We start from the raw sequence: 25,669 nt of genomic DNA, 5'->3' as shown, positions 1-25,669 counted from the left end.
ATCCTACTTCACCCCCAATGTTTTCAATGTATTTTGAAGCGGATCCCCTAGTATTTCTGGCATAACTCCAATTGCAATAATACAAAAGATAAGTAGTAAAACAGGGACATACTCCCATCCGTGTATATCAGATTTTGCTTCCCACTCTTTCTTTCCAAATGTCACTTGAAGTGTCGCCCTTAATACATATACAGCGGTTAAAATGATGCCAATCACACCGACTGCAGCAATGACGGGCTCTCCTTGAAATAAACCGAGAAAGGCAAGAAATTCACTAACAAACCCAGACATCCCTGGTAATCCAAGCGATGCCATTCCTCCTGCTAAGAAGAAGCCGCTAAGTACTGGGACACTTTTTGCGAGTCCACCAAGCGCTGTAATGTCTGATGTTCCGAAACGTTGTTCTATAACACCGAGTAAGAAAAACAGCAAGGCTGCAATTAAACCGTGCGATACAACCTGAAATAACGCTCCTTGTGTACCAGGTGCATTAAGTGACGCAAGTCCCATTAACACAATTCCCATATGCGAAATACTAGAGTAAGCCAGTACTTTCCTAAAGTCTGTTTGGATGAGCGCTAAAAAGGCACCGTATAATAAATTAATTACGCCTAATATCGCAATTAGTGTTGCAACATCGTGAAAATATTCCGGGAATAGCCCTTTCCCGAAGCGAATAATACCGTACGCTCCAATCTTCAGCAAAACACCCGCATGAAGCATAACTACAGCTGGATGCGCTTCTATGTGTACATTGACCATCCAGCGGTGCAACGGAAAAACAGGTAGTTTAATTGCAAAAGCAATCATTATGGCAATAAATACACTAAGCTGCAAACTACTTGGGATGACGAGTGCTCCCTCTGCGTTTACGCTTCTTAATATCTCTTTCAGCTCCACAATATTTGTTGTACCTGTTTTCGCGAACAAAATTGAGAAAACAATGAGCAAAATAGCTGAGCCAATACCGTTATATATTAAATAACTATACGCAGCCTTTTCACTCGACAATTTTCCCCACTTTCCAATTAATAAGAACATTGGTGGCAACGTAATTTCAAAGAAGATAAAAAACAACATTAAGTTTTGAGCAGCAAAGACGCCGAGCATTCCTATTTCTAGCATGAGTAACAGCATATAAAATGCTTTTAAATTTCTTTTAATAGAAAAGGCTGCAATTGCTGCAAGCGTTGCTAGAAGAGCCGTCAGTACCATCATGACAAGCGACAAACCATCAATACCGAGCTCGTAATAAATAGAAAACCACCTTTTATCTACCGCTGTAAAATCGCCGAACTTAATCCACTTCATCTTTTCATCGAATAGTGACAAATTCTTTCCAGAAGCATATGTACAAGCGAGGACGATAGCGATTCCAAATGGAAGTGCCGTCCCAAATAAGCCAAGCGCTCGCACTGTACGCAATTCCTTTTTCGGTGTTAATACAAGCAATAAAATTCCTAAAAGCGGGGAAAAAATGAAGAACGTTAACAACAAATCATTCATCGTAAATCCCCTCCCGTATAGAGCAAAATAATGACGAGTACAGCGAGCGAAACCGCCGTTACAGTACCGTACACTTGTACATTCCCGTTTTGAAGTTTCGATCCAAGGTTACTTGTGCCTTTCACTACACTTGCAATTAAAACTGCAATTCCTTCGACTACATACACTTCAAATAAGTGAAGCACATGAGCGATTCCTTTCGTAATAGGGATCACCGTCATGTTGTATAGTTCATCCACATAATATTTTTCTTTCAAAAGATTATAAAGCGATGTTTCCGTACCCCCAGCCCAATTCCTAGAAATTGATTTCTTCCTATATATGAAATATGCAAGAGCGATTCCCGCAAATGAAACGAGTGTCGCAACAATCATAATCCAAACTGGTCCATGCGTTTCTTCAACCTTAAACCCTACATCTTTCGTCAACCAATCTCCGAGAAACGTCCCAAACCATGGTGTATTTATATATCCTGCCACTACTGCGAGAACGCCGAGAACAATCATTGGATACGTCATAACGCGAGGCGATTCATGCACTTCTTCCTTCGTCTTCGTTTCTCCAGTAAAGACAAGAAAGTAAAGGCGGAACATATAAAACGCTGTTAAAAATGCCGCAATTACTGCTAAAGTAAATAAAACGTAATTGCCATTCATCCACGTCGCCGCTAAAATTTCATCTTTGCTGAAAAAACCGGAAAGCAGCGGAACACCGCTAATGGCAAGGGTACCTATTAAAAATAGCGTACCAGTTACTTTCATCTTCTTCTGTAAACCGCCCATTTTATTAATGTTTTGCGTATGCACAGCATGAATTACACTTCCTGCCGCCAAAAATAGTAGTGCTTTAAAAAAAGCATGTGTCGTTAAATGAAATATACCAGCTACATAACCGGCAGAACCTAACGCGAGCATCATATACCCGAGCTGGCTAACTGTAGAATAAGCAAGCACCCTCTTTATATCTGTTTGCACAAGACCGATAGAGGCCGCAAAGATTGCAGTGAAAGCTCCAACGATTGCCACTGTCTGCATCGCCACTGTACTTGCTGAAAATAGAGGGAACATCGTCGCTACTAAATATACGCCAGCTGCGACCATCGTCGCCGCGTGAATAAGTGCCGAAACGGGTGTTGGCCCCTCCATTGCATCTGGCAACCACGTATGAAGCGGGAACTGACCTGATTTCCCCATCGCCCCGATAAAAATTAATATCGCTGTTATTGTAATCATGTAAGGAGGTAGATCCCCTGTATAAATCGCCCTAAATATTGCGTCATATTCAAAACTACCTGCGTACCAAAAAATTAAAATCATCCCGATAAATAAACCAACATCCCCAATACGGGTCATAATAAAAGCCTTTTTTGCAGCAGCCTTCGCTTCTTCTTTAAAGAAATAAAAACCGATAAGTAAAAATGAGCCAAGGCCAACTAATTCCCAAAATATATAAAGTTGTAATAAATTCGTTGATATAACAAGCCCTAACATCGCAAATGTAAAGAGTCCTAAATATGCGTAAAAGGTCGGTAATCGTTCATCACCTTTCATATAACCTTTCGAATACACATGTACAAGTAGACTCACAAGCGTCACGATAAATAACATTAAAGCTCCTAATGCAGTCACTTCAAAGCCGAATGATATATCCACATCTCCAGCTCTAAGCCACACCCACTTATGCTTCACGCTTGCTTCTGAAAACCTTTCTATTAACACAAGTACCGCAAGTATAAAGGAGAGAAAGACGAAAAAAATACTAAGTACGCTGCTTCTTTCTCTAATTTTCTTCCCGAATATAATAAGTAACAAAAACGAAACGAGTGGGAAAAGCGGTATGAGCCATGCATAATCGATCATTGTTTCCTTCCCCCTTTTTCGGTCACAATGTTATCCTTTGAGCGTATCCATTTCATCCACCTGAACTGTCGTACGATTACGATATAAAGCAATTAAAATAGCGAGTCCTACCGCCGCTTCCGCTGCCGCTACAGCCATCGTAAACAGTGAGAAAATTTGACCTGTTAAATTCGGAAATAAGCCTAATTTACTAAACGCCACTAAGTTTAAATTGGCAGCATTCAGCATTAATTCGATACAAACTAATACGATTACTGTATTCCGCTTTGTTAAAGCTCCAAATAGACCGATGCAAAACAAAATAATCGCAAGTGTTAAATATGCAGAAGCTGGAACGCTACTCATTGGAATCCTCCTCTTTCTCGTCCTTTTTCGCAAGTATAATTGCGCCAACGAGTGCTACAAGTAAAATAACTGAAGTTAGTTCAAATGGAATAATATATTTTGAATAGAGAAGCGTACCGATTTGAAGTGTGTTGTTTTCATGGAGAGGTAAACTTCCTTGTGTGCTTTCATTTGCAAAATCAACATTATTAACAGCGAAATACATAACCGCTCCAAATGCTACAACTGCAAAGAAGATAATCCATTTTCGAAGAGTAAGACGCGATTCATTTTCCGCGTTATGTTTCGTTAACATAATGCCGAAAATCATAATAATTGTGATTGCACCAGAGTAAAGTAAAATTTGTGCAACGCCTATAAATTCGGCTGACAAAAGAAAATACAAACCTGCAATGCTGAGAAATGTCAGAACGAGAGCTAGCATCATGTGCATAACTTTCGTTAAGTTCAACATAAGAACACCGCCGATAATTGCAGACAAGGATAGTATAAAGAATGCTACAAACTCGCCATTCATGCCTTATTCTCCTTCCTGACGTTTTCGTCGTTTTCGTCAAGCCACTGCAAATTTTTAAATAAGTCATCACGTGAATATTCCGCGAGTTCAAAGTTATTTGTCATGACAATTGCCTCTGTCGGACAAACTTCTGTACATAAATCACAAAGAATACAAATTTCAAAATTAATATCATACGTGTCGATAATTTTTCCTTTTTTCGTAGGATCCGGATGTTTCTTTCCTGTTAACTGAATACAGTCTGTCGGACAAATGTTAGAGCACTGATTACAAACAATACATTTCTCCGGATAAAATTTTTGAATCCCCCGAAAACGGTCTGGCAACGGCAACGGTTGATTTGGATAATCATACGTTACCTTCTTCTTGCTCAAATTACTTAATGTATATTTTAACCCTTTAAATAGTCCTTTCATCTCTTACGGGCACCCCCCTCATAGATTAGAAGAATAACTCCTTAATCAATGCCGTTAAGAAAATATTTGCAAGTGCAATCGGCAATAATACTTTCCATCCAAACTCCATTAACTGGTCACCTCTTATACGCGGGAACGTAACGCGGAACCAAATTAATAGAAAGACTACACTGCTAAATTTCAAAGCAAACCATACGGCACCTGGGATAAATCCAAGAAACATGACTGGATTCCATCCGCCTAAAAAGAGCACTGTAATTAACGATGCCATCCCGAAGAAATATACGTACTCTGAAAGCATGAAAAACGCCCAGCGAAAACCTGAGTATTCCGTATGATATCCAGAAACAAGTTCTGACTCCGCTTCCGGCAAATCGAATGGCGTCCTATTTAACTCTGCAACTGCTGCGATTAAGAAAACGACGAATCCAATTGGCTGTACGAAAATGTACCAGACTTTCTCCTGCGCCGCTACAATCTCATTTAAATTCAGGCTACCAGCTAGCAAAACGATACCAATTACACTCATTACGAGCGGAATCTCATAAGAAATCATTTGCGCCGCCGCACGCATCCCTCCTAAAAGGGAATATTTATTATTCGATGCCCATCCCCCAGTTACAACACCTATCGTCGTAATACCGGAAACAGCAATATAATAAAGTAGCCCGACTCCAATATCTGCAAATTGAAATTTATCAGTGAACGGGATAACCGCAAGCACCATAAATGCTGGTGCAAATGCAATGACAGGCGCTAATATAAACAGCGGTTTATCTGCTGCTTTCGGAATACTATCTTCTTTCAATAATAGTTTTAAAACATCAGCTACCGTTTGCAGTAAACCGAATCGGCCTCCAACCTGGTTTGGTCCAATCCGCCCTTGCATAAACCCCATCACTTTCCGTTCTGCCAAAATTCCATATGTAACGAAGCCAAGGACTGCAAATAGTAGAAGCACCGCTAATCCGAAAAAAATGAAGAAATTCGTCCAGCTTGAAGGTGATTGTAAGAGCGCCTCAATCATTAGCCATCAACCTCCCCAAGTACAATATCAACTCCACCTAAAATCGTAATTAAATTAGCGATGTTTTCACCTTTCAATAACTTCGGTAAAATTTGCAAGTTATAAAAAGATGGCCTACGAAACTTCAAACGGTACGGCTCTTTCTTTCCGTCACTTGCGATATAACAACCAATCTCTCCGCGCGGCGATTCGATACGTACAAATGCTTCTCCCTTAGGTGCCTTAATAATTTTCGGTACTTTTGCCAGCACAGCTCCATCTTTCGGGAACTGCTGAACCGCTTGCTCAACAATCTTTAAAGACTCCTCGATTTCTTGCATTCGGCAAACGTAGCGATCCCAAGCATCTCCCACGCTTCCAACAGGAATATCAAAATCAAAACGATCATAAATCGAATACGGCTCATCTTTGCGAAGATCCCAGTTTACTCCAGTGCACCGCAAATTTGCTCCGCTTAAAGAATACGAGATTGCTTCTTCCGCGCTATATATACCAACGCCTTTCACACGATTTAAGAAAATCTCATTACCGCTAACAAGATCATGATAACCTGCTAATTGCTCCCTCATATACGGAACAAACTCTTCCACCTTTTCAATCCAACCATCTGGCGCATCCCACTTCACACCACCAACTCTCATATAGTTAAAAGTAAGCCGTGCCCCGCATAATTCATTTAATAAATTTATAATCATCTCTCGTTCACGAAACGCGTACAAAAACGGGCTGACCGCTCCTATATCAAGAAGATTCGTCCCCCACCAAACGAGATGACTCGCAATTCTTCCTAACTCCATCGCAAGTACTCGCAAGTATTCGGCACGCTCCGGAATTTCAAGCCCCATCATCGTCTCCACAGCATGGCAAATGACGTAATTATTCGTCATGGCTGATAAATAGTCCATTCGATCTGTATAAGGGATAATTTGCGTATACTGTAAGCTCTCAGCGATCTTTTCGGTCCCGCGATGCAAATATCCAATAACAGGTGTAGCTTCTTTAATAATTTCCCCGTCAATCTTAATTACGAGCCTGAACACACCATGTGTACTCGGATGCTGAGGTCCTACATTCAAAAGCATCTCTTCCGTGCGGATCATAGCTACACCTCCACATCATACGGTTCATAGTCTTTTCTAAGCGGATATCCTACCCAATCATCTGGCATTAAAATACGCGTTAAATTCGGATGCCCTTTAAATACAATACCGAGCAAATCGTATGCTTCTCTCTCCGGCCAGTCAGCCCCTTTCCAAAGCGCTGTCACAGACTCGACTTGCGGCGCTTCCCGGTCTAGCTTTACCTTCACCGCTACCGATTGTTTCTTGCCATATGAAAACAAATGAACATACACTTCCATATGTGTCACAAAATCCGTCGCATGTAGCTCTGACATATAATCAAAAGCAAGTCCCTCATGGAATCGCAATGACTCCATCACTTCATAATACTTTTCGGGATCCACCACAAGAGTTGGCACATCCTTTGACAGTTTATTAATGTAGGAATCTACTAATGCACCCTCTCCTAACTTCTCCCTAATAGCCTCAACATACTGATTTAAATACGGCTGATTTACGGACGGTTCTTCCTGCTTCGGCTCATCCTCTTTCTTACCTTCAGCTCCCTTTGTCTTCGCTCTTGCAGCCGCTGCTGCTTTCGCTTTTGCCGCTGCAATTGCCTTTGCCTTTTCATCTCCCGAATCCCCATCACCTTGCGAGGCTTTCTGCTTCGCCAATGCTGCCGCTTTCGCCTTTGCCGCCGCCACCGCTTTTGCCTTGGCTTTCGCTTTTTCTTCTTCCGTTACTTCTTCGGTTCCTTCTCTTTTCTGCTTCGCTAATGCCGCCGCTTTTGCTTTTGCGGCTGCTGCCGCCTTCGCCTTGGCTTTCGCTTTTTCTTCTTCCGTTACTTCTTCTGTCCCTTCTCTTTTCTGTTTCGCTAACGCTGCCGCTTTTGCTTTTGCAGCTGCTGCCGCCTTCGCCTTGGCTTTCGCTTTTTCTTCTTCCGTTACTTCTTCTGTCCCTTCTCTTTTCTGTTTCGCTAACGCCGCCGCTTTTGCCTTGGCCGCCGCCACCGCCTTCGCCTTCGCTTTTTCTTCTTCCGTTACTTCTTCTGTTCCTTCTCTTTTCTGCTTCGCTAACGCTGCCGCTTTTGCCTTTGCAGTTGCTGCTGCCTTCGCCTTCGCTTTCGCTTTTTCTTCTTCCGTTACTTCTTCTGTCCCTTCTCTTTTCTGTTTTGCTAATGCTGCCGCTTTTGCTTTTGCGGCTGCTGCTGCACGTCGTTTTGCTTCTTCTATAGTAATATCATCATTTTTTGGTAGCGCTTTCTCTTTTTCTTGATCTTCCTCCTCAAGTTCACTTATTTCCGCCTCGTGTTTCGCTACAAGGCGTTTTCTCGCTTCTTCTTTCGCACGCCTAGCTGCTTCTTTTTTTAGATCCTCTAAATCTTTATTTGGATTACTCATTTATTCGTCACCTGCTTTCCGGTCTTTGCCTCGTAACGAATTTTCTCTTTTAATTTATTAATTCCATAGATTAAAGCAGCTGGATTTGGGGGACAACCAGGAATATACACATCAACTGGTACGATTTGGTCTACACCTTTCACAACAGCATATGAATTTACATACGGACCACCTGCTGTCGCACAAGATCCCATCGCAATAACCCATTTCGGTTCGGGCATTTGATCATATAAACGCCGAACAATAGGAGCCATCTTCTTCGTTACTGTTCCCGATACAATCATGACGTCCGATTGCCTTGGTGAAGTTCGAAAAAATGACCCAAATCGATCTAAATCGTAATGTGATGAGCCTACCCCCATCATTTCAATTGCACAGCATGCCAGTCCGAATGTCATCGGCCATAAAGAGTTGCTCCTCGCCCATCCTTTCAACTGTTCCAATGTAGAAAAAAAGATATTTCGTTCTAATTCTGCTCGCTCATTTGGATGTAATTCCTCAAAATTTATAACCATTGTAACACCTTCTTTTTCCAAGCATACGCTAATCCAACTAGCAACATTACAACAAAGATGAGCATTTCAATTAATGCAAATAAACCTAGCTTGTCATACGCAACAGCCCAAGGATATAAAAATAAAGTTTCTACATCAAAGATCACAAACAATAAAGCGAAAATATAATAACGAGCATGAAACCGAATATTTGCATCATGAAAAGGCTCAATTCCACTCTCATACGTCGTCGCCTTTGCTGCACTTGGTTTATTTGGGCGCAGCATCCTTCCTAATGTAAGAGCCACTACCGGCAGCAATATACCTAATAGCAAGAAAATCAAAACGATCATATAACTATTTTCATATACACTTGCCATTGTGAAACCCTCCCCCCTAAATTAAGAACAAGTTCACATAGTAAACAATATGTCCTAGTTGCAGTAATTATTATTTTTAAATTTTTCTAAATAATGCAACTATTCTAATCATTATAGCAAACTTCAAATTCCTATGTCGATATGTTGGGAGACAGAAACAAGAATTATTAAAATCTATCTTTACAACTTGCTATAATTGTGCAAAATAAATATAAAACTTATATATGCTTTTCAAGAAACCGTAGGTGATATAAATGAAAAAACAAACACATGTAAGTATTCTTATAAGCATTGTATTGCTGTCTATAACGCTTCACTATGTAGCAATGCCTTTTGTATATGAATACTCATTTCCTTTTCAGCTATTAATCGGAACGAGCACCCTATTAATTGATATTATCGCTTGTAGTTATATACTTTATTTTTCAAACATGAAAGAAGGGCTATCTCGTTTATTTTGGATCATATTATCTGTTGGAGCTCTCTCTTATTTTATCGGTGATATAGTCGTTGCCTATCAGCGTTTAATTGTAAAGGACTTCTATACGTTCGTTGATCCATCTGACTTTTTTTACTTACTTTTTTTAGTTAGCTTTACGTTTGCCTTTCTATACGAAATCATTTATAACCGAGATTTATTAGAAAAACTTTTTATGCTATGTGATATTTGTATTATCGTTACAGCCCAATTTACTTTAAGTTACTACTTACTTATTGAACGAACTATTCATATCTTTACAACATCCTATATCGACATATTTGTTCAACTTACCTATCCAATGGCTGATTTACTCTTTCTCTTAATAGGAATCAACCTTTTATTCAAACCACTATCCTTATTACCTAAAAAGGTCGGTGCACTTCTTGGCAGTGCTTTAATTTTATATGCTACTACAGATGCGATTTATGCTTATATAAAATACTTCATACCAGAGTATTCTATGTTTACAGTTACTCCTTTCTATCAAGTAACCTTAGTACTAGTAGCAATCGCCTGTATTCTCCATACAAAAAAGCCTGAAAAACAAGAACAAGTACTACTAACACCTAAGATTGGCGAATCAATCCGATTATCATTACCGTATATTTCTGTAGTAATGCTTATTGTTTTTATATTAGTTGAATACGTTTTTGCGCCTATTATAGTAATCGGACTTATAATAACTTTTTCTTTCGTTCTCATACGTCATAGTTTAGTTCGAAAACAAAATAAAATATTATTGATCGCTCAAATGCAATTCAACTCAGAACTCGAGAAACAAATTAAACTACGTACAGAAGATTTAGTAGAACAGAAAAATGAACTCTATCATAATCAACAAATGTTTAAATCTTTATACGAGCATCATCCAGATCCAATTTTCACATTAGATTTGTACGGTAATTTTCTCAAAGTAAATAACGCTGGTACTACTTTACTCGGTTATCAAACGAATGAATTATTAAACCAGCCTTACTATTCACTCATATACGAAGAAGATTTAGAAGAAATGATTAACGCCTTTCATCGCGTGAAAAAGGGATATTCGATTTCTTTAGAAATACGGGCTTACCATAAAAACAGAGATATTTACTACTTGCACGTTACCGCCGGACCGATCTTTTTAAAGGAGAAAATTTCTGGGGTTTATTTAATGATTAAAGATATTACGGAAAGCAAACAACAACAAGAACAAATCAACTTCCTAGCATACCATGATACTTTAACAGAGCTTGCAAATCGTCGTGCATTTCATCAACATTTAGAACAGGCAATTGCGCGAGCAAAAATATCGAAAAAGCCTTTTGCTGTTATGTTTCTCGACCTAGACCGTTTTAAAGTTATTAATGATACCCTCGGTCATCGAGTAGGAGACCTATTGCTCATCGCAGTAGCAAAAAGGCTCGAAAGAATAGCAACATCAAATATGAAACTCGCGCGGCTAGCTGGGGATGAGTTCACAATCCTTATCGAGAATTACAAAAAAAAGCCAGATGTCCAAAAAATAGCTGATAGGATTGTAGCGGCCATGAATGAGCCATTTGAAATCGAAAATCAACATTTACAAATCTCACCGAGCATCGGAATTGCAATATATCCTGAAGCAGGTGAAGATGCGCTATCCATTTTGCAGCATGCTGATATGGCCATGTACGAAGCAAAGAATAAAGGAAAAAACGGTAGCTCTCTTTACACGAAAGAACTATATAAAAAAATGGAACGAAAAGCTCGAATTGAAAAAGATTTGCCAATCGCTTTAGTAAACAAAGAATTTTATCTCGTTTATCAACCACAAATTGATACGACAACAAATAAAATTATCGGTGCTGAAGCTTTAATACGATGGAAACACCCGCTATTAGGTGACATTTCACCATGTGAGTTTATTCCAATTGTAGAAGAGACGCCACAAGTAGTCCCACTTGGACATTGGGTATTACAAGAAGCTTGTCTCCAATTAAAAATATGGCATACCTTTGGCTACCAAAATTTAAAAATAAGTGTTAATTTATCCGCAAAAGAATTCCGGCAAGATCAATTAATCGAAAACATTTCACAAATATTAAACGACGTGCAAGTCGACCCAAAATATGTAACCCTTGAGTTAACAGAAAGAATTGCAATGATTGACGAGAAAGAAACGTTATTGAGACTGAAGCAATTAAAAGAGTACGGTATCCAAACTTCCATTGATGACTTCGGTACTGGGTATTCTTCTCTTGCTTATTTATCAATTTTTCCAATCGACACATTAAAAGTACCGAGAGAATTTACACAATTAGCTGATCATCGTCCTGAAGAACGAGCCATCGTTTCTACAATACTTTCCCTCGCAAATACTTTAAATCTTTCAGTCGTTGCCGAAGGAATTGAAACCGAAAAACAGCTTAAGTTTCTGCAAAAACATAACTGTAAATATATGCAAGGTTACTATTTCAGTAAACCACTTACTAGTAATCAATTTATAAAATTTCTACAAAAAAACCCCAGTATGAACAAATAATTCATACTGGGGGTTTTATAGTGCTAAATTTTTTTCTCATAATATTCTTCTGCAATCTCTTCGTAAAAAGCTGCAGATGTCGTATAGAAATATGGAATTAACCATAAGAATCCAATCCCTAACGTAATACAACTTAATATAAACCAGCCAATAAAACTTAAACATAAAATGAAATACTCCATCTTATGTCCATCCATCATACGACGACTTTCTGTAATAGCTTGGTTCAGTGAATACTCAGGATGATCGTTTATAATAAAGTATGTCATCGCATAAGAAAATGATTTAATAATACCTGGAATAATGAACAATAACGTCCATAAGAAAAGATAAAGATTTACTAATAAATATAATAAAAATGATTTTAGAAATCTCTTTCCCTCTGAAAACCAAATGAATACATTACCAATACTAGCTTGCTTTTCACGAAGGATATTTAAACCAAGGTAATATCCACCTAAAGTTAACGGTCCAGTTACAAAAAATGAAAGAATATTCGTTGAAAGTGAACCATTTGTTTTTTGCCAACCGAAAATTAAAGAAAATCCCCAATCAACACTAAAACTAAAAGCCGTGATAAGAATTGAAATAAGTAGTGTAGCTCCAACAGCTAATCCCCATTTCCCTTCTAATGAATCTAGTGCTTCTCCTTTTAAATCACTAATCATGCGTAGCCTCGCCTCCTATACACAATAATTCTATTAGTATAGCATGTTCCTATTGAAATTCACCTTTTGAAATGTAGCGATAAAAGTGTGCTGTCGTCGTACTCATATACGGACTAAGCCAAAGAAATCCTATTCCAAAAGTAAGCAGCGCTAAAATAGCCCATCCTATGAAGCTCAGCCATAAAAGAAACAAATCTAACTTATGACCCTTCATAAGATTCTTACTTTCCTTCATCGCCTGCGAAACACTATATTCTGGATTTTCAATCATCACATAGTACGTCAGTGCATAAGAAAAATACATCACAATCATACCAACAATTGAAATTGCTAATAGTACGAAGAAAGCTATTGCAAATGACGTATTCCCTTCTTCACCTAACAATGCAAATAAGCCTATTAACAGCATCGGAATCCATGTACCTGTATATAACAAAATCGCAAGCATTGCCCACATTGTTTTCATCATTCTTTTAAAGCCACGAAATCCTTCGAATAAGTAATCTACTTTAGCATCTTCTCGTTTACTAATCTGTAAAAATACATTTGTATAACCATATGACGTAATCCCATACGATGCGTTACTCAAAATTATCATAATGCAATAAAAAATTCCAAAGGTAATACCTGCTCCAATTGACATCGTTTCCTCTTCAAATGATCCAGTTAAGCTTACAACTGAGAGAAATATAATAATTCCTGGAATTAATAGTATAAGCATTGCAGCCAGCGAAACAACATAACTTAAAATAAAATATAAAATTGTTGATCCAACACCTAGTCCCCATTTTCCCTTTAAAGAGTACAATGCTTCTCGCTTCATTTCACCAATCATTGATTCATCCCCTTTATGAAATATAAATTGTTGTACACTTCTACTTATACAAGCATCAATATAATTATACCAGTTTTGTAAAATTATCCATAAAATACACAAAAAAAAATCCGTAAAGGCAAAGCCCTTACGGATTTTTTTACTTCATATCGGAAACGTTCAAACGGTTCACAGCACGTTGTAATGCCATTTCTGCACGTTTAAAGTCAACATGTGCTTGTTTATCTTGCAGACGTTGCTCAGCGCGACGCTTCGCTTCATTTGCACGATGGATATCGATATGGTTTGCTTCTTCAGCAGATGATGATAATACAGTCACTTTATCTGGACGAACTTCGATAAAGCCACCGCTTACTGCTACATAATCAGTGTGTCCACCATTTTTCAGACGAACTGCACTAATTTTTAATGGTGCAACAGTTGGAATGTGACCTGGTAAGATCCCCATTTCCCCACTCTCTGCTTTTACACTTACCATTTCTACTTCTTTTTCGTAAACCGGTCCATCAGGAGTTACAATACTGACTGGAAATGTCTTCATACTTCGTCCCTCCTAAGGCCTTACGCCATCATTTTCTTCGCGTTTTCAATAACTTCTTCAATGCCACCTACTAAGCGGAATGCATCTTCTGGAAGGTCATCATATTTTCCTTCTAGAATTTCTTTGAAACCACTAACTGTATTTTTTACAGGTACGTAAGAACCTTTTTGACCTGTAAACTGCTCAGCTACGTGGAAGTTTTGAGATAAGAAGAATTGAATACGACGAGCACGATGTACAACTAACTTATCTTCTTCAGATAACTCATCCATACCTAAGATAGCGATGATATCTTGAAGCTCTTTATAACGTTGTAAAGTTTGCTGTACTTGACGAGCTACTTCATAATGCTCTTCTCCTACGATTTCTGGAGAAAGTGCACGAGATGTAGATGCTAATGGATCTACGGCTGGGTAAATACCCATTTGCGTTAAACGACGCTCTAAGTTTGTTGTTGCATCTAAGTGAGCGAACGTTGTAGCTGGTGCTGGGTCAGTATAGTCATCGGCTGGTACATATACCGCTTGGATAGACGTGATAGACCCTTTATTTGTAGATGTAATACGCTCTTGTAATTGACCCATTTCTGTTGCAAGTGTTGGTTGGTAACCTACCGCAGATGGCATACGACCAAGAAGGGCAGATACTTCAGAACCCGCTTGCGTGAAACGGAAGATGTTATCGATGAACAGAAGTACGTCTTGTCCTTGCTCATCACGGAAATGCTCAGCCATTGTTAAACCTGTTAATGCAACACGTTGACGTGCTCCAGGTGGCTCGTTCATTTGTCCGAATACCATCGCAGTTTTCTTGATTACGCCAGAATCGCTCATTTCGTGGTATAAGTCATTACCCTCACGAGTACGCTCACCTACACCAGCGAATACAGAGATACCACCGTGCTCTTGTGCGATGTTATTGATTAACTCCTGAATTAATACTGTTTTACCTACGCCGGCACCACCGAATAGGCCGATCTTACCACCCTTAATGTAAGGAGCAAGTAAGTCTACTACTTTAATACCAGTTTCAAGAATTTCTACTTTAGTAGATAATTCTTCGAATGCAGGTGCTTGACGGTGAATTGGATCACGGTGTACATCCGCAGGAAGTTCACCATCTAAGTCAATTGCATCACCTAATACGTTGAATACACGTCCAAGTGTTGCATCACCAACTGGTACAGAGATTGCTTTACCAGTATCTTCTACTTCTGTGCCACGAACAAGTCCATCTGTGGAAGACATCGCAACTGTACGAACTGTATCATCACCTAAATGAAGTGCAACTTCAAATGTTAAGTTCATGCTTCCGTTTTCGTTGCTTTGTTTTACCGTAAGGGCATTGTAGATTTCTGGTAGCTTTCCGCCATCAAACTTAACGTCTACAACCGGACCCATGATTTGCGTAACGCGCCCTTTATTCATCGGGTTCCCTCCTAGCTTTCTTTTAATTAGCTACCTCTATCAGAGAGGTTAGCTTTTAATTTTTTATTAGTTTAGCTTACGCGACTCTCCTGAAAGAGCCGCTTCCGCTTTTTATTGAATCCAGCTCCAGCGGTTAGAATGTTCGGTGGCTTCGCTTTTTCCTACGAGGCACAAATCGCCTCTACGTCAAAAGGCTCCATCCCCCTCTCATTCTGAACGAACCGCTTCCGCTTTTTAATACTATTCTAACGCTGCTGCTCCACCAACGATTTCCGTAATTTCTTGCGTAATCGCTGCCTGACGCGCACGGTTGAATGAAAGTGTAAGTGAATCGATAACTTCCATTGCGTTGTCTGTAGCACTCTTCATTGCTGTCATACGCGCTGCGTGCTCACTTGCTTTACCGTCTAGTAATGCACCGTACACTAAGCTTTCTGCGTATTGTGGCAATAGTACTTTTAAAATTTCTTCTTCAGAAGGTTCGAATTCATAAGCTGTCGTCGGTTTGTCAGACGCCACATCAGTAAGCGGTAAAATTTTATTTTCCGTTACCTCTTGTGAAATTTTACTTACGTAATGGTTGTAGTAAATGTACAGCTCATCATAAGCACCATCTGCGAACATCGCAATTGCTCGAGAAGCAAGGTCTTTAATATCAGTAAATGATGGGTGGTCAGATAATCCAACTACTTCATCAATAATGTTAAAGCCGCGACGTTTTAAATAATCACGTCCTAGTCGTCCAAGCACAATAATAGAATATTGGTTTGAATCCATATTATGACGTTCACGAATTACGTTACTTACTGTACGTAATACGTTACTGTTATAACCACCTGCTAGTCCGCGATCAGACGTAATAACGATGTATCCTGTACGCTTTACAGGACGCGCATTTAGCATTGGATGATTAATCCCTTTGCTTCCTTGCGCAATGCTCGCTACTACTTCTTGAATCTTTTCCATATACGGAACGAAAGATTTAGCATTTTGCTCTGCACGGTTTAACTTAGATGCAGATACCATCTCCATCGCTTTCGTAATTTGACTCGTTTTCTTTGTCGAGTTAATCTTCGCTTTTATATCGCGTAAAGATGCCACAGGTTTTCACCACCTTTTTTCCGGAAGTTGGCACGATTAGTAAGAATCCTCTTCCTAATCTACGTTGCAAGATATTCTTGCTCATGATTGAAGGAAAAGAATAGGTGCACCTACTCTTTTCCTTTACATGACCTTTAGCAATCTCAGAGCCCGAGATGCCTTTTATATATACTATCTAGCTCCAGCGGCTTGAATGAGCCGCTTCCGCTTTTATTATTCAGAAGCTACGAATACTTTTTTAAATCCATTGATTGCTGCTGCAAATTTGTCGTCATCCGCAAGTTTCTTAGTTGTGCGGATTTCTTCTAATAAGTCAGTCGCATTAGAATCTAACCAAGCATGGAATTCTTCTTCAAAACGAGTGATATCTACTACTGGGATATCATCTAGGAATCCACGTGTTAAAGCGTAAAGAATGATAACTTGTTTCTCTACACGTAACGGTTTGTGTAATCCTTGTTTTAATACCTCAACAGTACGAGCACCACGGTTTAATTTCGCTTGAGTTGCTTTATCAAGGTCAGAACCGAACTGAGCGAACGCTTCTAACTCACGGTAAGATGCAAGGTCAAGACGAAGTGTACCTGATACTTTACTCATTGCTTTAATCTGAGCAGATCCACCTACACGAGATACAGAAGTACCCGCATCGATCGCTGGACGTACGCCAGAGAAGAATAGGTCAGATTGTAAGAAGATTTGTCCATCCGTAATAGAAATTACGTTTGTTGGGATGTATGCTGATACGTCCCCTGCTTGTGTTTCGATGAAAGGTAGTGCAGTTAAAGAACCGCCGCCTTTTGCATCACTTAATTTTGCTGCACGCTCTAATAAGCGAGAATGTAAGTAGAATACATCCCCTGGGTAAGCTTCACGACCTGGAGGACGACGTAATAGTAATGACAGCTCACGGTAAGCCGCTGCTTGTTTTGATAAGTCATCATATACTACTAATACGTGTTTACCATTGTACATGAACTCTTCACCCATTGTTACACCAGCATAAGGAGCTAGGTATAATAATGGAGCTGGTTGAGAAGCAGATGCAGTTACAACGATTGTGTATTCTAATGCACCGTGCTTACGTAGTGTTTCTACTACGTTACGTACAGTTGATTCTTTTTGTCCAATTGCTACGTAGATACAAATCATGTCTTCATCTTTTTGGTTAATGATTGTATCAAGTGCAACTGCTGTTTTACCAGTTTGACGGTCACCAATGATTAACTCACGTTGACCACGGCCAATTGGTACAAGAGCATCGATCGCTTTAATACCTGTTTGAAGTGGCTCATGAACAGATTTACGATCCATTACACCTGGTGCTGGACTTTCGATTGGACGAGTGTTTGTTGTATTGATTGGGCCTAAACCATCAACTGGTTGACCTAATGGGTTTACAACACGACCAATTAGTTCTTTTCCTACTGGTACTTGCATGATGCGACCAGTACGACGAACTTCGTCACCTTCACGGATTTCTGTGTAAGGTCCTAAAATGATAATACCTACGTTGTTTTCCTCTAAGTTTTGTGCTAGTCCCATAACGCCGTTAGAGAACTCTACAAGTTCACCAGCCATAACGTTATCAAGACCATGAGCACGCGCGATACCGTCACCAACTTGGATAACTGTACCAACATCACTAACTTCGATTTCAGACTGATAGTTCTCGATTTGTTGCTTTATCAGTGCGCTAATTTCTTCAGCTCTGATGCTCATGTGCTTCACCCCTATCTATTCTTCATTAATTCACGCTGAATACGTGCTAATTTTCCTTGTAAACTTCCGTCATAAATGCGATTTCCAATACGTACTTTAATTCCGCCTAGTAAATCTTCATCTACAACATTTTTCACGCGAATTGCATCTTTTCCCGTTCTCTTTGCAAATGCTTCAGCAATGTTAAGCTTCTCTTCTTCTGATAGAAGACGAGTAGAATATACAGTTGCATCCGCTACGTTACGTTCTTCATTAGCAAGAACAACATATTCATCTGCAATTTCAGGTAAGATATCAATGCGTTTGTTATCAATTAAAATATATAACGTATTTAAAATAGATTCAGAAACAGATCCGAATACGTTTGCAAGAAACGTTTTCTTTTGTTCCTTTGAAATGTTCGGTTGCGTTAAAAAGCTATGTAGTTCTCCGTTCTTTACATAAACGTTTTGTACAAGGCGTAATTCCTCTTCAAACATTTCTAATACGTGTTTTTCTTTTGCAATTTTAAAAAGAGCGACAGCATAACGTTTTGCTACAATCCCATTGCTCATCGCGCTTCTCCTACTTCTTTAATATAATCGCGAATTAACTTCACTTGATCTTCTTCTTTTAATTCTTTTTCAATTACTTTAGAAGCAATTTGAACAGATAAAGAAGCGACTTGTTCTTGTAAAGCAGCAATTGCTTGCTCTTTTTCGCGTTGAATTTCTTGTACAGCAGATGCTTTAATTGATTCTGCTTCTTCTTTCGCAGCAGCAACAATAACATCCTTTTGATCTACAGCTTGCTTTTTCGCTCTTTCGATTAACTCTTGTGCTTCAACACGCGATTGTTTTAACATCTCACGTTGTTCTTCTACTAATTTCTTCGCTTCAGCATTATTTCTTTCTGCAGCGTCGATTTCATTAGCAACGTGCTCTTCACGTTCTTTCATAATTCCCATTAAAGGACCCCACGCAAATTTGCGTAGCATTACTAATAGAAGTAAGAAAATGAACAATGTATAAGCAATCGTTCCAAATGGAATGGAAGCTCCTAATAATAAAGTTGGCACAAGGATTCACTCCCTTCAAAATATCTAAATTGATCATATGAAAAAAAAAGACATACGTTTCGTTCATAAAGCAATGGCGAAGAAAGTTCGGAAAAACACTCTTCGCCATCTATGTAAGGGGAGTCTCCCTTATTTGTTCATTACGATGAATGCAATAACTACACCGATGATTGGAAGTGCCTCAACTAAAGCAACCCCGATGAACATAATTGTTTGAAGTGCGCCTTTTAATTCTGGTTGACGAGCAACACCTTCGATTGTACGTGATACGATAAGACCGTTACCAATACCTGCACCTAATGCTGATAAACCAATTGCAATTGCAGCTGCGATTACACCTAAACTCATTTAATTTGTCCTCCTTTGTATTATAAAAAAATAAATTTTTTCTTACTTAAATTATATTAATGGTCATGGCTTACTTTATGAGCCATATAAACCATCGTTAACATAACGAAAATAAATGCTTGGATTGATCCAACGAATACACTGAATCCCATCCATGCTAACATTGGTACAAGCGCACCTAATGCCCCAAGGACTGATGCTCCGCCCAACTTAGCAAGTAATCCTAATAAGATCTCACCTGCATAAATGTTACCAAATAAACGAAGACCTAACGTTAATGTGTTAGCAAACTCCTCAATAACCTTTAATGGGAATAAGAATTTGATAGGTTGGAAATAACCTTTTACGTACTCTTTCGTACCCTTCATCTTAATTCCATAATAATGGGTGAGGGTAACTACCATCACGGCTAATGTTAATGTAACTGCTGGATCAGACGTTGGTGATCTCCACCATGCAATATGTTCGCCAGCTTCAGTTGCTGAATACATGAATGGTAAACCAAGGAAGTTCGATACGATGATAAACATGATAAGCGTAACGCCAAGCGTTAAGAAACGTCCACCTGTTTTCCAGTCCATCGTACTATTGATAATCCCTTTCACGAAGTCAAACACCCATTCCATGAAGTTTTGCATCCCGGTTGGGCGAAGAGCTAAGCTGCGAGTTCCGATAACAGCGATTAAGAAAACAATAACTGCTGCTACAGTAACCATCATAACTGATGACAAATCGAACGTTAAACCTAGAAATTCAACTAATTTACCGTGTTCCACTAGTAATTCACCTCTCTTCCCTGCTCTTATACTCTAAATAAAGAAAATCTATGATCATGACAAGGTATCCTGTCAGCAATCCTACACCTAGGCCCCACATCGCGATTAACTCTTGATATTTGGCTGCAAATAAAATTAATAACCCAATCGTGGCGAATCTTGAATATGTACTTACCGCTGTTGCCTTGAACTTCACGTTTTCTCCATTTGTTACGCGATCTAGCAGCTTGTCTGTTCTACGTGCAATGATGCGCAAACTAAGAAAACTGAAAATCGTACCGATAATCAGTCCAAGAAATACATCCTTGTAAGAGGTAAATCCCCATCCTAGCACTAGAAGCGCAAGCAAGTAGTACATATATTTCTTTTGTCTTTGGACAAGTCCATGTACGTCTATCATCATTGCTCTCCCGAATAGTAATGTCGAATGAGTCGAATCATTGCGTATACCCCTGTTCCTAGTCCGAGTAATAACCCTATAATAAGAAACAACGGAAACGTTCCAACCTTATTATCAATCCACTGCCCACCAAAGATTCCAACAAGAATAGAACCGACTAATTGAGCAAGAATACCTGACATTAAAGCATAAGCTTTTATATGGCTGCGATCGTTTTTTTGCAAGGATTCATCCCTCCAATATGTAACCCTCATTCACGATGTGTTAATAATAACTCATTTTTTTGCATAAATCCTATACAAAACAAAAAGTTTACATTTTCGTCACGGAATAGATGTAATTTTGTCACTGAAAGCCCTACCATCTATCCCCGTTGTTAGCATACAATAGGGTATTAACAGTGTCAACGAGAAATCGTAAAAAATCTAAAAATTTGAGTATTAGGCATTTCCTCCCAAAAATGAAAACGTTCCCCTTCTAAATACTGGTTACATATATGCAATTTCTAACAGTTTTCTCTTTATAATAGAAGGAAATGTTCACAAGTTTGTCACTATTATATTTTCGAGATATAACGCTTTTCTTCCATAATATAGTGTTCCTCAGACGTAAGACTTCTATATTATATGTGAGGTGTATGCAACTTATGTTGTATATACGATGTATATTTATCCTCTCCCCCTCCCCTACTTGCTTACAGCAAAAAAGACGAGCTGGGGAATCTCCCCTGCTCGTCAGTTGTCTTACTTCGTTCCGAATAAACGGTCACCAGCATCACCAAGACCTGGTACTACATATCCGTGGTCATTTAATTTCTCATCTAATGCTGCTACATAAATATCAACATCAGGATGATCTTCTTGTACTACTTTTACCCCTTCTGGAGCTGCAACGATACACATTAATTTAATTTGTTTCGCACCGCGCTTTTTCAGAGAGTTAATTGCTTCAGCCGCAGAACCACCTGTTGCTAGCATCGGATCTAGTACGATAAAGTCACGCTCTTCTACATCCGTTGGAAGTTTCACATAGTATTCTACCGGTTGCAATGTTTTAGGGTCACGGTATAAACCAACGTGTCCTACTTTTGCTGCTGGAATTAATTTCAGAATTCCATCAACCATTCCTAAACCTGCACGTAAAATCGGAATTAAACCAAGTTTTTTACCAGCGATCACTTTTGTTGTCGCTTTGCTTACAGGTGTTTCAATTTCAATGTCCTTAAGTGGAAGGTCGCGAGTAATTTCGAAAGCCATTAAGCTTGCTACTTCGTCCACTAATTCACGAAAATCTTTCGTACCTGTATTCTTATCGCGAATATATGTAATCTTATGTTGAATTAACGGGTGATCAAATACATACAGTTTTCCCATGTGAATCTCTCCTTTAGATGATATTCATGCGTTTGCACGCTTTTTTACACTATTTACGATTGTAAAGAAAACGCTACTAATATTCAAGGGCAAATTTGGCAAAATCATGATTTTACAATGAATCTATCTAGTATCTTTACCAATTATGGGAGCTGTATCCTTCATTATATCGCCAAAATTTATTCATCATTTGTATACATACTTTAAAAATAATATATGTCCAAAAAAAGACCGCCAAAACAATTAAGTCTCGGCAGTCTTCTTCAATCTATTATAGATTTGGATACATTGGGAATTTGCTAGTTAACGCTTCTACACGCTTACGTACTTCTTCTAACGCAGCTTCATTTTCATGATTTTTTAATGTATAAGCAATAAGTGACGCAATTTCATCCATTTCTTCTAAACCAAAACCACGAGATGTTACAGCTGCTGTACCGATACGTACACCACTTGTTACAAATGGGCTTGCTGTTTCAAATGGAATTGTATTTTTGTTCACTGTAATACCAACTTCATCTAATACGTGCTCTGCTACTTTACCTGTGATTTCTAAGTTACGAACATCAATCAAGATTAAGTGATTGTCTGTTCCGCCAGAAACAAGTGTAAGTCCTTCTTTTTGAAGACCTTCAGCTAAGCGGTTCGCATTGTTAATGATATTTTGTGCATATGTTTTGAAATCATCTTGAAGTGCTTCACCAAATGCAACAGCTTTTGCAGCAATTACGTGCATAAGTGGACCACCTTGAATACCAGGGAAGATTGATTTATCAATTTGTTTTGCAAATTGCTCTTCACATAAAATCATACCACCACGCGGACCACGTAACGTTTTATGTGTTGTCGTTGTAACGAAATGTGCATGTGGTACTGGATTTGGATGTAAACCAGCAGCTACTAAACCTGCGATATGTGCCATATCAACCATTAAATAAGCGCCCACTTCATCTGCAATCTCACGGAATCGCTTGAAATCGATAACACGAGGGTATGCACTTGCACCTGCAACGATTAATTTTGGTTTATGTTCTTTCGCTTTTGCTAATACATCATCGTAATTAATACGGTGAGAGTCAGCATCCACGCCATATTCTACGAAATTATATTGTACTCCACTGAAGTTAACAGGGCTTCCGTGTGTTAAGTGACCACCATGAGATAAGTTCATACCAAGTACTGTATCGCCTTGCTCTAAAATCGTGAAGTATACTGCCATGTTCGCTTGTGCACCAGAGTGTGGTTGAACATTTACGTGCTCTGCGCCGAAAATTTCTTTCACGCGATCACGTGCGATATCTTCTACTACGTCTACGTGTTCACAGCCACCATAGTAACGTTTTCCAGGATATCCTTCAGCATACTTATTCGTTAAAACAGAACCTTGTGCCTCCATTACTGCTTCACTTACAAAGTTTTCCGAAGCAATTAACTCAATCTTTGAACGCTGTCTTCCTAGTTCTGCCTCAATTGCAGCAAATACCTTTTCATCTTGACGTTTTAAATGATCCACCAAAATCCCCCTTTTCTGAACGAATTACATCGATTCCCAACAGTTTTTTCTTATTTATTCAGAAAAAACGAAAATTCAGGTTGTAATTCTTTCGAACCTTCATGTTTTCAACTACATTCTAACATGACTTTCTATATCATAAAAGAAAAAAAAGACCGAAAATCGGTCTTTTCTTTCTACTATTATAAAGTCAGACAACATACCTTTTACCTTATGATAAACAGGTACTATATGACTTTCTAATTTCTCATATTTAACGGCAAGTGGTAGTCTCTTCCACTGCCGCATAGACAGCACGTGCTCCACCAATTAGTTTTCCACGTGTTTTGGCCATCGTTACATGCGCACTTCCAATTTCCTTCACACTTGTACGAACCGGAACAGCTACATGCTTTAAATGCATACCGATAAATGTATCACCAATATCCATTCCTGCATCAGCTTTAATAAACTCAACTACTACCGGATCTTTCAAATTGTGATACGCATATGTCCCCAATGCACCACCTGCTGATCTAACAGGCGTAACTGTTACAATTTCAAATTGATATTTTATCGCTACTTCTCTCTCAACTACTAAAGCACGGTTTAAATGCTCACAACATTGAAACGCTAATTCAATACCTGTTTGCTCTTGAAATTGTTTTAACTCAGAGAAAATCGCCTCTGCTACTTCCATCGTTCCTGATGTTCCAATTCTTTCGCCTAGCACTTCGCTCGTGCTACAACCCACTACAAAAATTTGACCGCTTTGTAATGAAGCTTGTTCTTGGAAATCAGAAAGCGACATTTGTAGCTGTTCTCTTACCTTTACGATTTCTGTCATTACGCCTCTTCCTTTCACAGGTTGGTTCACCAAATTATATTTCACACTACTGATAGTTAGAATCTATTACTTTGTTTCGTATGTTTTAATTTTTCCTACGCGGTTTTCGTGACGACCACCTTCATAATCAGTTGTTAACCAGATTTTCGCGATATCACGCGCTAGACCAGCACCAATTACACGCTCACCCATTGCTAGCATGTTAGTGTCATTATGCTCTCTCGTCGCTTTCGCGCTGAAAGTATCATGAACTAACCCACAACGGATACCATTTACTTTGTTTGCTGCGATTGACATACCAATGCCTGTCCCACAAACTAAGATACCACGATCTACTTCACCATTCGCTACCATTTCAGCTGCTGGAAACGCAAAGTCAGGGTAATCAACAGAACCAGCTTCACATTCACAACCTAAATCAACATATTCAATATTTAACTCTTCTAATAAATTTACAAGTTCTTTGCGGATATTCATACCGCCGTGATCAGATGCTATTACTACTTTCATTTTTACCCCTCCAAAGTTTCAATCAATTATCTTCATTTCACACTCGCTACCTCATATAGGAAGAAGTGATCTCCAATATCGTATTATACACGAAACATCAACCTACTGAATGTTTTTTCAGTAAAGTTTGTACAAGTTTTTCCATCTCATCTAACGTTTCTTTATAAATAGAAAGCGAGCCTCCAAATGGATCTGAAATGTCCTTGCCTATACCTTCAGTTAATCCATATAACGTATTTAATTTCTTTTCAACGCTCGGATAATGTCCAAGTACAATTTGCTTATGGTTTTCTGTCATCGTTACGACAATATCAGCCCAATCAAGCAAAGTTTCATTTACTTGCTGCGCCGCATGATCAATTGAAATTCCTTTTTCAGCTAAAGCTTCCTTCGCATGTACCGATGCATCGCTCCCAGGATAGGCGAAAACACCAGCAGATTGCACTTCAAACTTATCTCCTCCGTGATGACGAAGCAACGCCTCAGCCATTGGACTACGACATGTATTGCCAGTACAAACAAATAACACTCGTTTCATTCAAACCCACCCCTATATTCGATTTCTTATCATTCATCATAA

The 25,669-nt window shown here is 38.9% G+C and carries 29 protein-coding genes; 1 reads left to right on the top strand and 28 read right to left on the bottom strand.

Features of this window, described 5'->3' with window-relative positions; all coding sequences use genetic code 11:
- Window positions 1–3: 3 nt before the first annotated feature.
- From AC3WVZ_RS28045 to nuoA, 10 genes are read right to left on the bottom strand one after another with little or no spacing between them, the layout of a single operon-like run.
- Window positions 4–1,506, bottom strand: coding sequence for an NADH-quinone oxidoreductase subunit M (locus AC3WVZ_RS28045; protein ID WP_000998925.1), 1,503 nt, complete (start codon window positions 1,504–1,506; stop codon window positions 4–6).
- Window positions 1,503–3,365: an NADH-quinone oxidoreductase subunit L gene (gene nuoL, locus AC3WVZ_RS28040; RefSeq protein WP_233935720.1), complete on the bottom strand. Its 1,863-nt coding sequence runs from the start codon at window positions 3,363–3,365 to the stop codon at window positions 1,503–1,505. Before nuoL ends, AC3WVZ_RS28045 begins: the two co-directional genes overlap by 4 nt.
- Window positions 3,366–3,395: 30 nt before the next feature.
- A complete protein-coding gene (gene nuoK, locus AC3WVZ_RS28035) occupies window positions 3,396–3,710 on the bottom strand; it encodes an NADH-quinone oxidoreductase subunit NuoK (protein ID WP_000100079.1) in 315 nt (104 codons plus the stop codon).
- Entirely contained in the window at window positions 3,703–4,227 is a 525-nt protein-coding gene (locus AC3WVZ_RS28030) for an NADH-quinone oxidoreductase subunit J (RefSeq protein ID WP_001012812.1), read from the bottom strand. Before AC3WVZ_RS28030 ends, nuoK begins: the two co-directional genes overlap by 8 nt.
- Window positions 4,224–4,643 (bottom strand): NADH-quinone oxidoreductase subunit NuoI, encoded by a 420-nt coding sequence (nuoI, locus tag AC3WVZ_RS28025; protein ID WP_000677191.1) that lies wholly within the window; start codon window positions 4,641–4,643, stop codon window positions 4,224–4,226. Before nuoI ends, AC3WVZ_RS28030 begins: the two co-directional genes overlap by 4 nt.
- Window positions 4,644–4,668: 25 nt before the next feature.
- Window positions 4,669–5,670, bottom strand: a complete 1,002-nt coding sequence (nuoH, locus tag AC3WVZ_RS28020; protein WP_000568570.1) for an NADH-quinone oxidoreductase subunit NuoH — start codon at window positions 5,668–5,670, stop codon at window positions 4,669–4,671.
- Entirely contained in the window at window positions 5,670–6,770 is a 1,101-nt protein-coding gene (nuoD, locus tag AC3WVZ_RS28015; protein WP_000621434.1) for an NADH-quinone oxidoreductase subunit NuoD, read from the bottom strand. Before nuoD ends, nuoH begins: the two co-directional genes overlap by 1 nt.
- Before the next feature lie 2 nt (window positions 6,771–6,772).
- The gene (locus AC3WVZ_RS28010; RefSeq protein WP_233935719.1) at window positions 6,773–8,134 is read right to left on the bottom strand and encodes an NADH-quinone oxidoreductase subunit C; all 1,362 of its coding nucleotides are present in this window, start codon (window positions 8,132–8,134) and stop codon (window positions 6,773–6,775) included.
- The gene (nuoB, locus tag AC3WVZ_RS28005; RefSeq protein WP_000236331.1) at window positions 8,131–8,649 is read right to left on the bottom strand and encodes an NADH-quinone oxidoreductase subunit NuoB; all 519 of its coding nucleotides are present in this window, start codon (window positions 8,647–8,649) and stop codon (window positions 8,131–8,133) included. The genes AC3WVZ_RS28010 and nuoB overlap by 4 nt, the downstream gene beginning before the upstream one ends.
- Window positions 8,640–9,008, bottom strand: a complete 369-nt coding sequence (nuoA, locus tag AC3WVZ_RS28000; protein WP_000179273.1) for an NADH-quinone oxidoreductase subunit NuoA — start codon at window positions 9,006–9,008, stop codon at window positions 8,640–8,642. The genes nuoB and nuoA overlap by 10 nt, the downstream gene beginning before the upstream one ends.
- A 254-nt stretch (window positions 9,009–9,262) precedes the next feature.
- Here nuoA and AC3WVZ_RS27995 point away from each other — a divergent pair, with 254 nt between their 5' ends.
- Window positions 9,263–11,992 carry an EAL domain-containing protein gene (locus AC3WVZ_RS27995; RefSeq protein ID WP_233935718.1) on the top strand — a complete coding sequence of 910 codons (2,730 nt, stop codon included), beginning with the start codon at window positions 9,263–9,265 and terminating at the stop codon, window positions 11,990–11,992.
- Window positions 11,993–12,015: 23 nt separating this feature from the next.
- On the opposite strand, the gene AC3WVZ_RS27990 is transcribed toward AC3WVZ_RS27995, so the two are convergent.
- The 18 genes from AC3WVZ_RS27990 to AC3WVZ_RS27905 all read right to left on the bottom strand — a co-directional run bounded on the left by AC3WVZ_RS27990 (window position 12,016) and on the right by AC3WVZ_RS27905 (window position 25,627).
- Window positions 12,016–12,660, bottom strand: coding sequence for a DUF975 family protein (locus AC3WVZ_RS27990; protein WP_000622462.1), 645 nt, complete (start codon window positions 12,658–12,660; stop codon window positions 12,016–12,018).
- A gap of 49 nt (window positions 12,661–12,709) precedes the next feature.
- Entirely contained in the window at window positions 12,710–13,495 is a 786-nt protein-coding gene (locus AC3WVZ_RS27985; protein ID WP_000578820.1) for a DUF975 family protein, read from the bottom strand.
- Between the two features lie 139 nt (window positions 13,496–13,634).
- On the bottom strand, window positions 13,635–14,036 hold the full coding sequence (gene atpC / locus AC3WVZ_RS27980) for a F0F1 ATP synthase subunit epsilon (RefSeq protein ID WP_000847211.1): 402 nt from the start codon (window positions 14,034–14,036) through the stop codon (window positions 13,635–13,637).
- A gap of 20 nt (window positions 14,037–14,056) precedes the next feature.
- Entirely contained in the window at window positions 14,057–15,463 is a 1,407-nt protein-coding gene (gene atpD, locus AC3WVZ_RS27975) for a F0F1 ATP synthase subunit beta (protein WP_001032595.1), read from the bottom strand.
- 240 nt (window positions 15,464–15,703) lie between these two features.
- Window positions 15,704–16,564: a F0F1 ATP synthase subunit gamma gene (atpG, locus tag AC3WVZ_RS27970; RefSeq protein ID WP_000157696.1), complete on the bottom strand. Its 861-nt coding sequence runs from the start codon at window positions 16,562–16,564 to the stop codon at window positions 15,704–15,706.
- Window positions 16,565–16,777: 213 nt separating this feature from the next.
- A complete protein-coding gene (gene atpA / locus AC3WVZ_RS27965) occupies window positions 16,778–18,286 on the bottom strand; it encodes a F0F1 ATP synthase subunit alpha (RefSeq protein ID WP_000027518.1) in 1,509 nt (502 codons plus the stop codon).
- Between the two features lie 11 nt (window positions 18,287–18,297).
- Window positions 18,298–18,840, bottom strand: coding sequence for a F0F1 ATP synthase subunit delta (atpH, locus tag AC3WVZ_RS27960; RefSeq protein ID WP_000064683.1), 543 nt, complete (start codon window positions 18,838–18,840; stop codon window positions 18,298–18,300).
- Window positions 18,837–19,343, bottom strand: a complete 507-nt coding sequence (atpF, locus tag AC3WVZ_RS27955; RefSeq protein WP_001142624.1) for a F0F1 ATP synthase subunit B — start codon at window positions 19,341–19,343, stop codon at window positions 18,837–18,839. Before atpF ends, atpH begins: the two co-directional genes overlap by 4 nt.
- Window positions 19,344–19,472: 129 nt before the next feature.
- Window positions 19,473–19,691: a F0F1 ATP synthase subunit C gene (atpE, locus tag AC3WVZ_RS27950; protein WP_000052064.1), complete on the bottom strand. Its 219-nt coding sequence runs from the start codon at window positions 19,689–19,691 to the stop codon at window positions 19,473–19,475.
- A 56-nt stretch (window positions 19,692–19,747) separates the two neighbouring features.
- Window positions 19,748–20,467, bottom strand: coding sequence for a F0F1 ATP synthase subunit A (gene atpB, locus AC3WVZ_RS27945; RefSeq protein WP_233935717.1), 720 nt, complete (start codon window positions 20,465–20,467; stop codon window positions 19,748–19,750).
- 7 nt (window positions 20,468–20,474) lie between these two features.
- Complete coding sequence (locus tag AC3WVZ_RS27940) at window positions 20,475–20,867, bottom strand: ATP synthase subunit I (RefSeq protein ID WP_000567600.1); 393 nt, start codon at window positions 20,865–20,867, stop codon at window positions 20,475–20,477.
- Window positions 20,867–21,091 (bottom strand): AtpZ/AtpI family protein, encoded by a 225-nt coding sequence (locus AC3WVZ_RS27935; RefSeq protein WP_001171223.1) that lies wholly within the window; start codon window positions 21,089–21,091, stop codon window positions 20,867–20,869. Before AC3WVZ_RS27935 ends, AC3WVZ_RS27940 begins: the two co-directional genes overlap by 1 nt.
- A gap of 26 nt (window positions 21,092–21,117) precedes the next feature.
- Window positions 21,118–21,231, bottom strand: coding sequence for a DUF4024 domain-containing protein (locus tag AC3WVZ_RS27930; protein WP_000232962.1), 114 nt, complete (start codon window positions 21,229–21,231; stop codon window positions 21,118–21,120).
- A 379-nt stretch (window positions 21,232–21,610) separates the two neighbouring features.
- On the bottom strand, window positions 21,611–22,240 hold the full coding sequence (upp, locus tag AC3WVZ_RS27925; protein ID WP_233935716.1) for a uracil phosphoribosyltransferase: 630 nt from the start codon (window positions 22,238–22,240) through the stop codon (window positions 21,611–21,613).
- A 271-nt stretch (window positions 22,241–22,511) separates the two neighbouring features.
- Window positions 22,512–23,753 (bottom strand): serine hydroxymethyltransferase, encoded by a 1,242-nt coding sequence (glyA, locus tag AC3WVZ_RS27920; RefSeq protein WP_000349806.1) that lies wholly within the window; start codon window positions 23,751–23,753, stop codon window positions 22,512–22,514.
- Window positions 23,754–24,006: 253 nt separating this feature from the next.
- Window positions 24,007–24,579 carry a TIGR01440 family protein gene (locus AC3WVZ_RS27915; protein WP_000136379.1) on the bottom strand — a complete coding sequence of 191 codons (573 nt, stop codon included), beginning with the start codon at window positions 24,577–24,579 and terminating at the stop codon, window positions 24,007–24,009.
- Between the two features lie 66 nt (window positions 24,580–24,645).
- Window positions 24,646–25,089: a ribose 5-phosphate isomerase B gene (gene rpiB / locus AC3WVZ_RS27910; RefSeq protein WP_233935715.1), complete on the bottom strand. Its 444-nt coding sequence runs from the start codon at window positions 25,087–25,089 to the stop codon at window positions 24,646–24,648.
- Between the two features lie 97 nt (window positions 25,090–25,186).
- On the bottom strand, window positions 25,187–25,627 hold the full coding sequence (locus AC3WVZ_RS27905; RefSeq protein WP_000832373.1) for a low molecular weight protein arginine phosphatase: 441 nt from the start codon (window positions 25,625–25,627) through the stop codon (window positions 25,187–25,189).
- Window positions 25,628–25,669 lie beyond the last annotated feature (42 nt).

The sequence above is a fragment of the Bacillus sp. CPT56D-587-MTF genome (assembly GCF_058792335.1).
The sequence above is the reverse complement of the archived record's forward strand: the minus strand, read 5'-3'. Positions and strand labels throughout refer to the sequence as shown.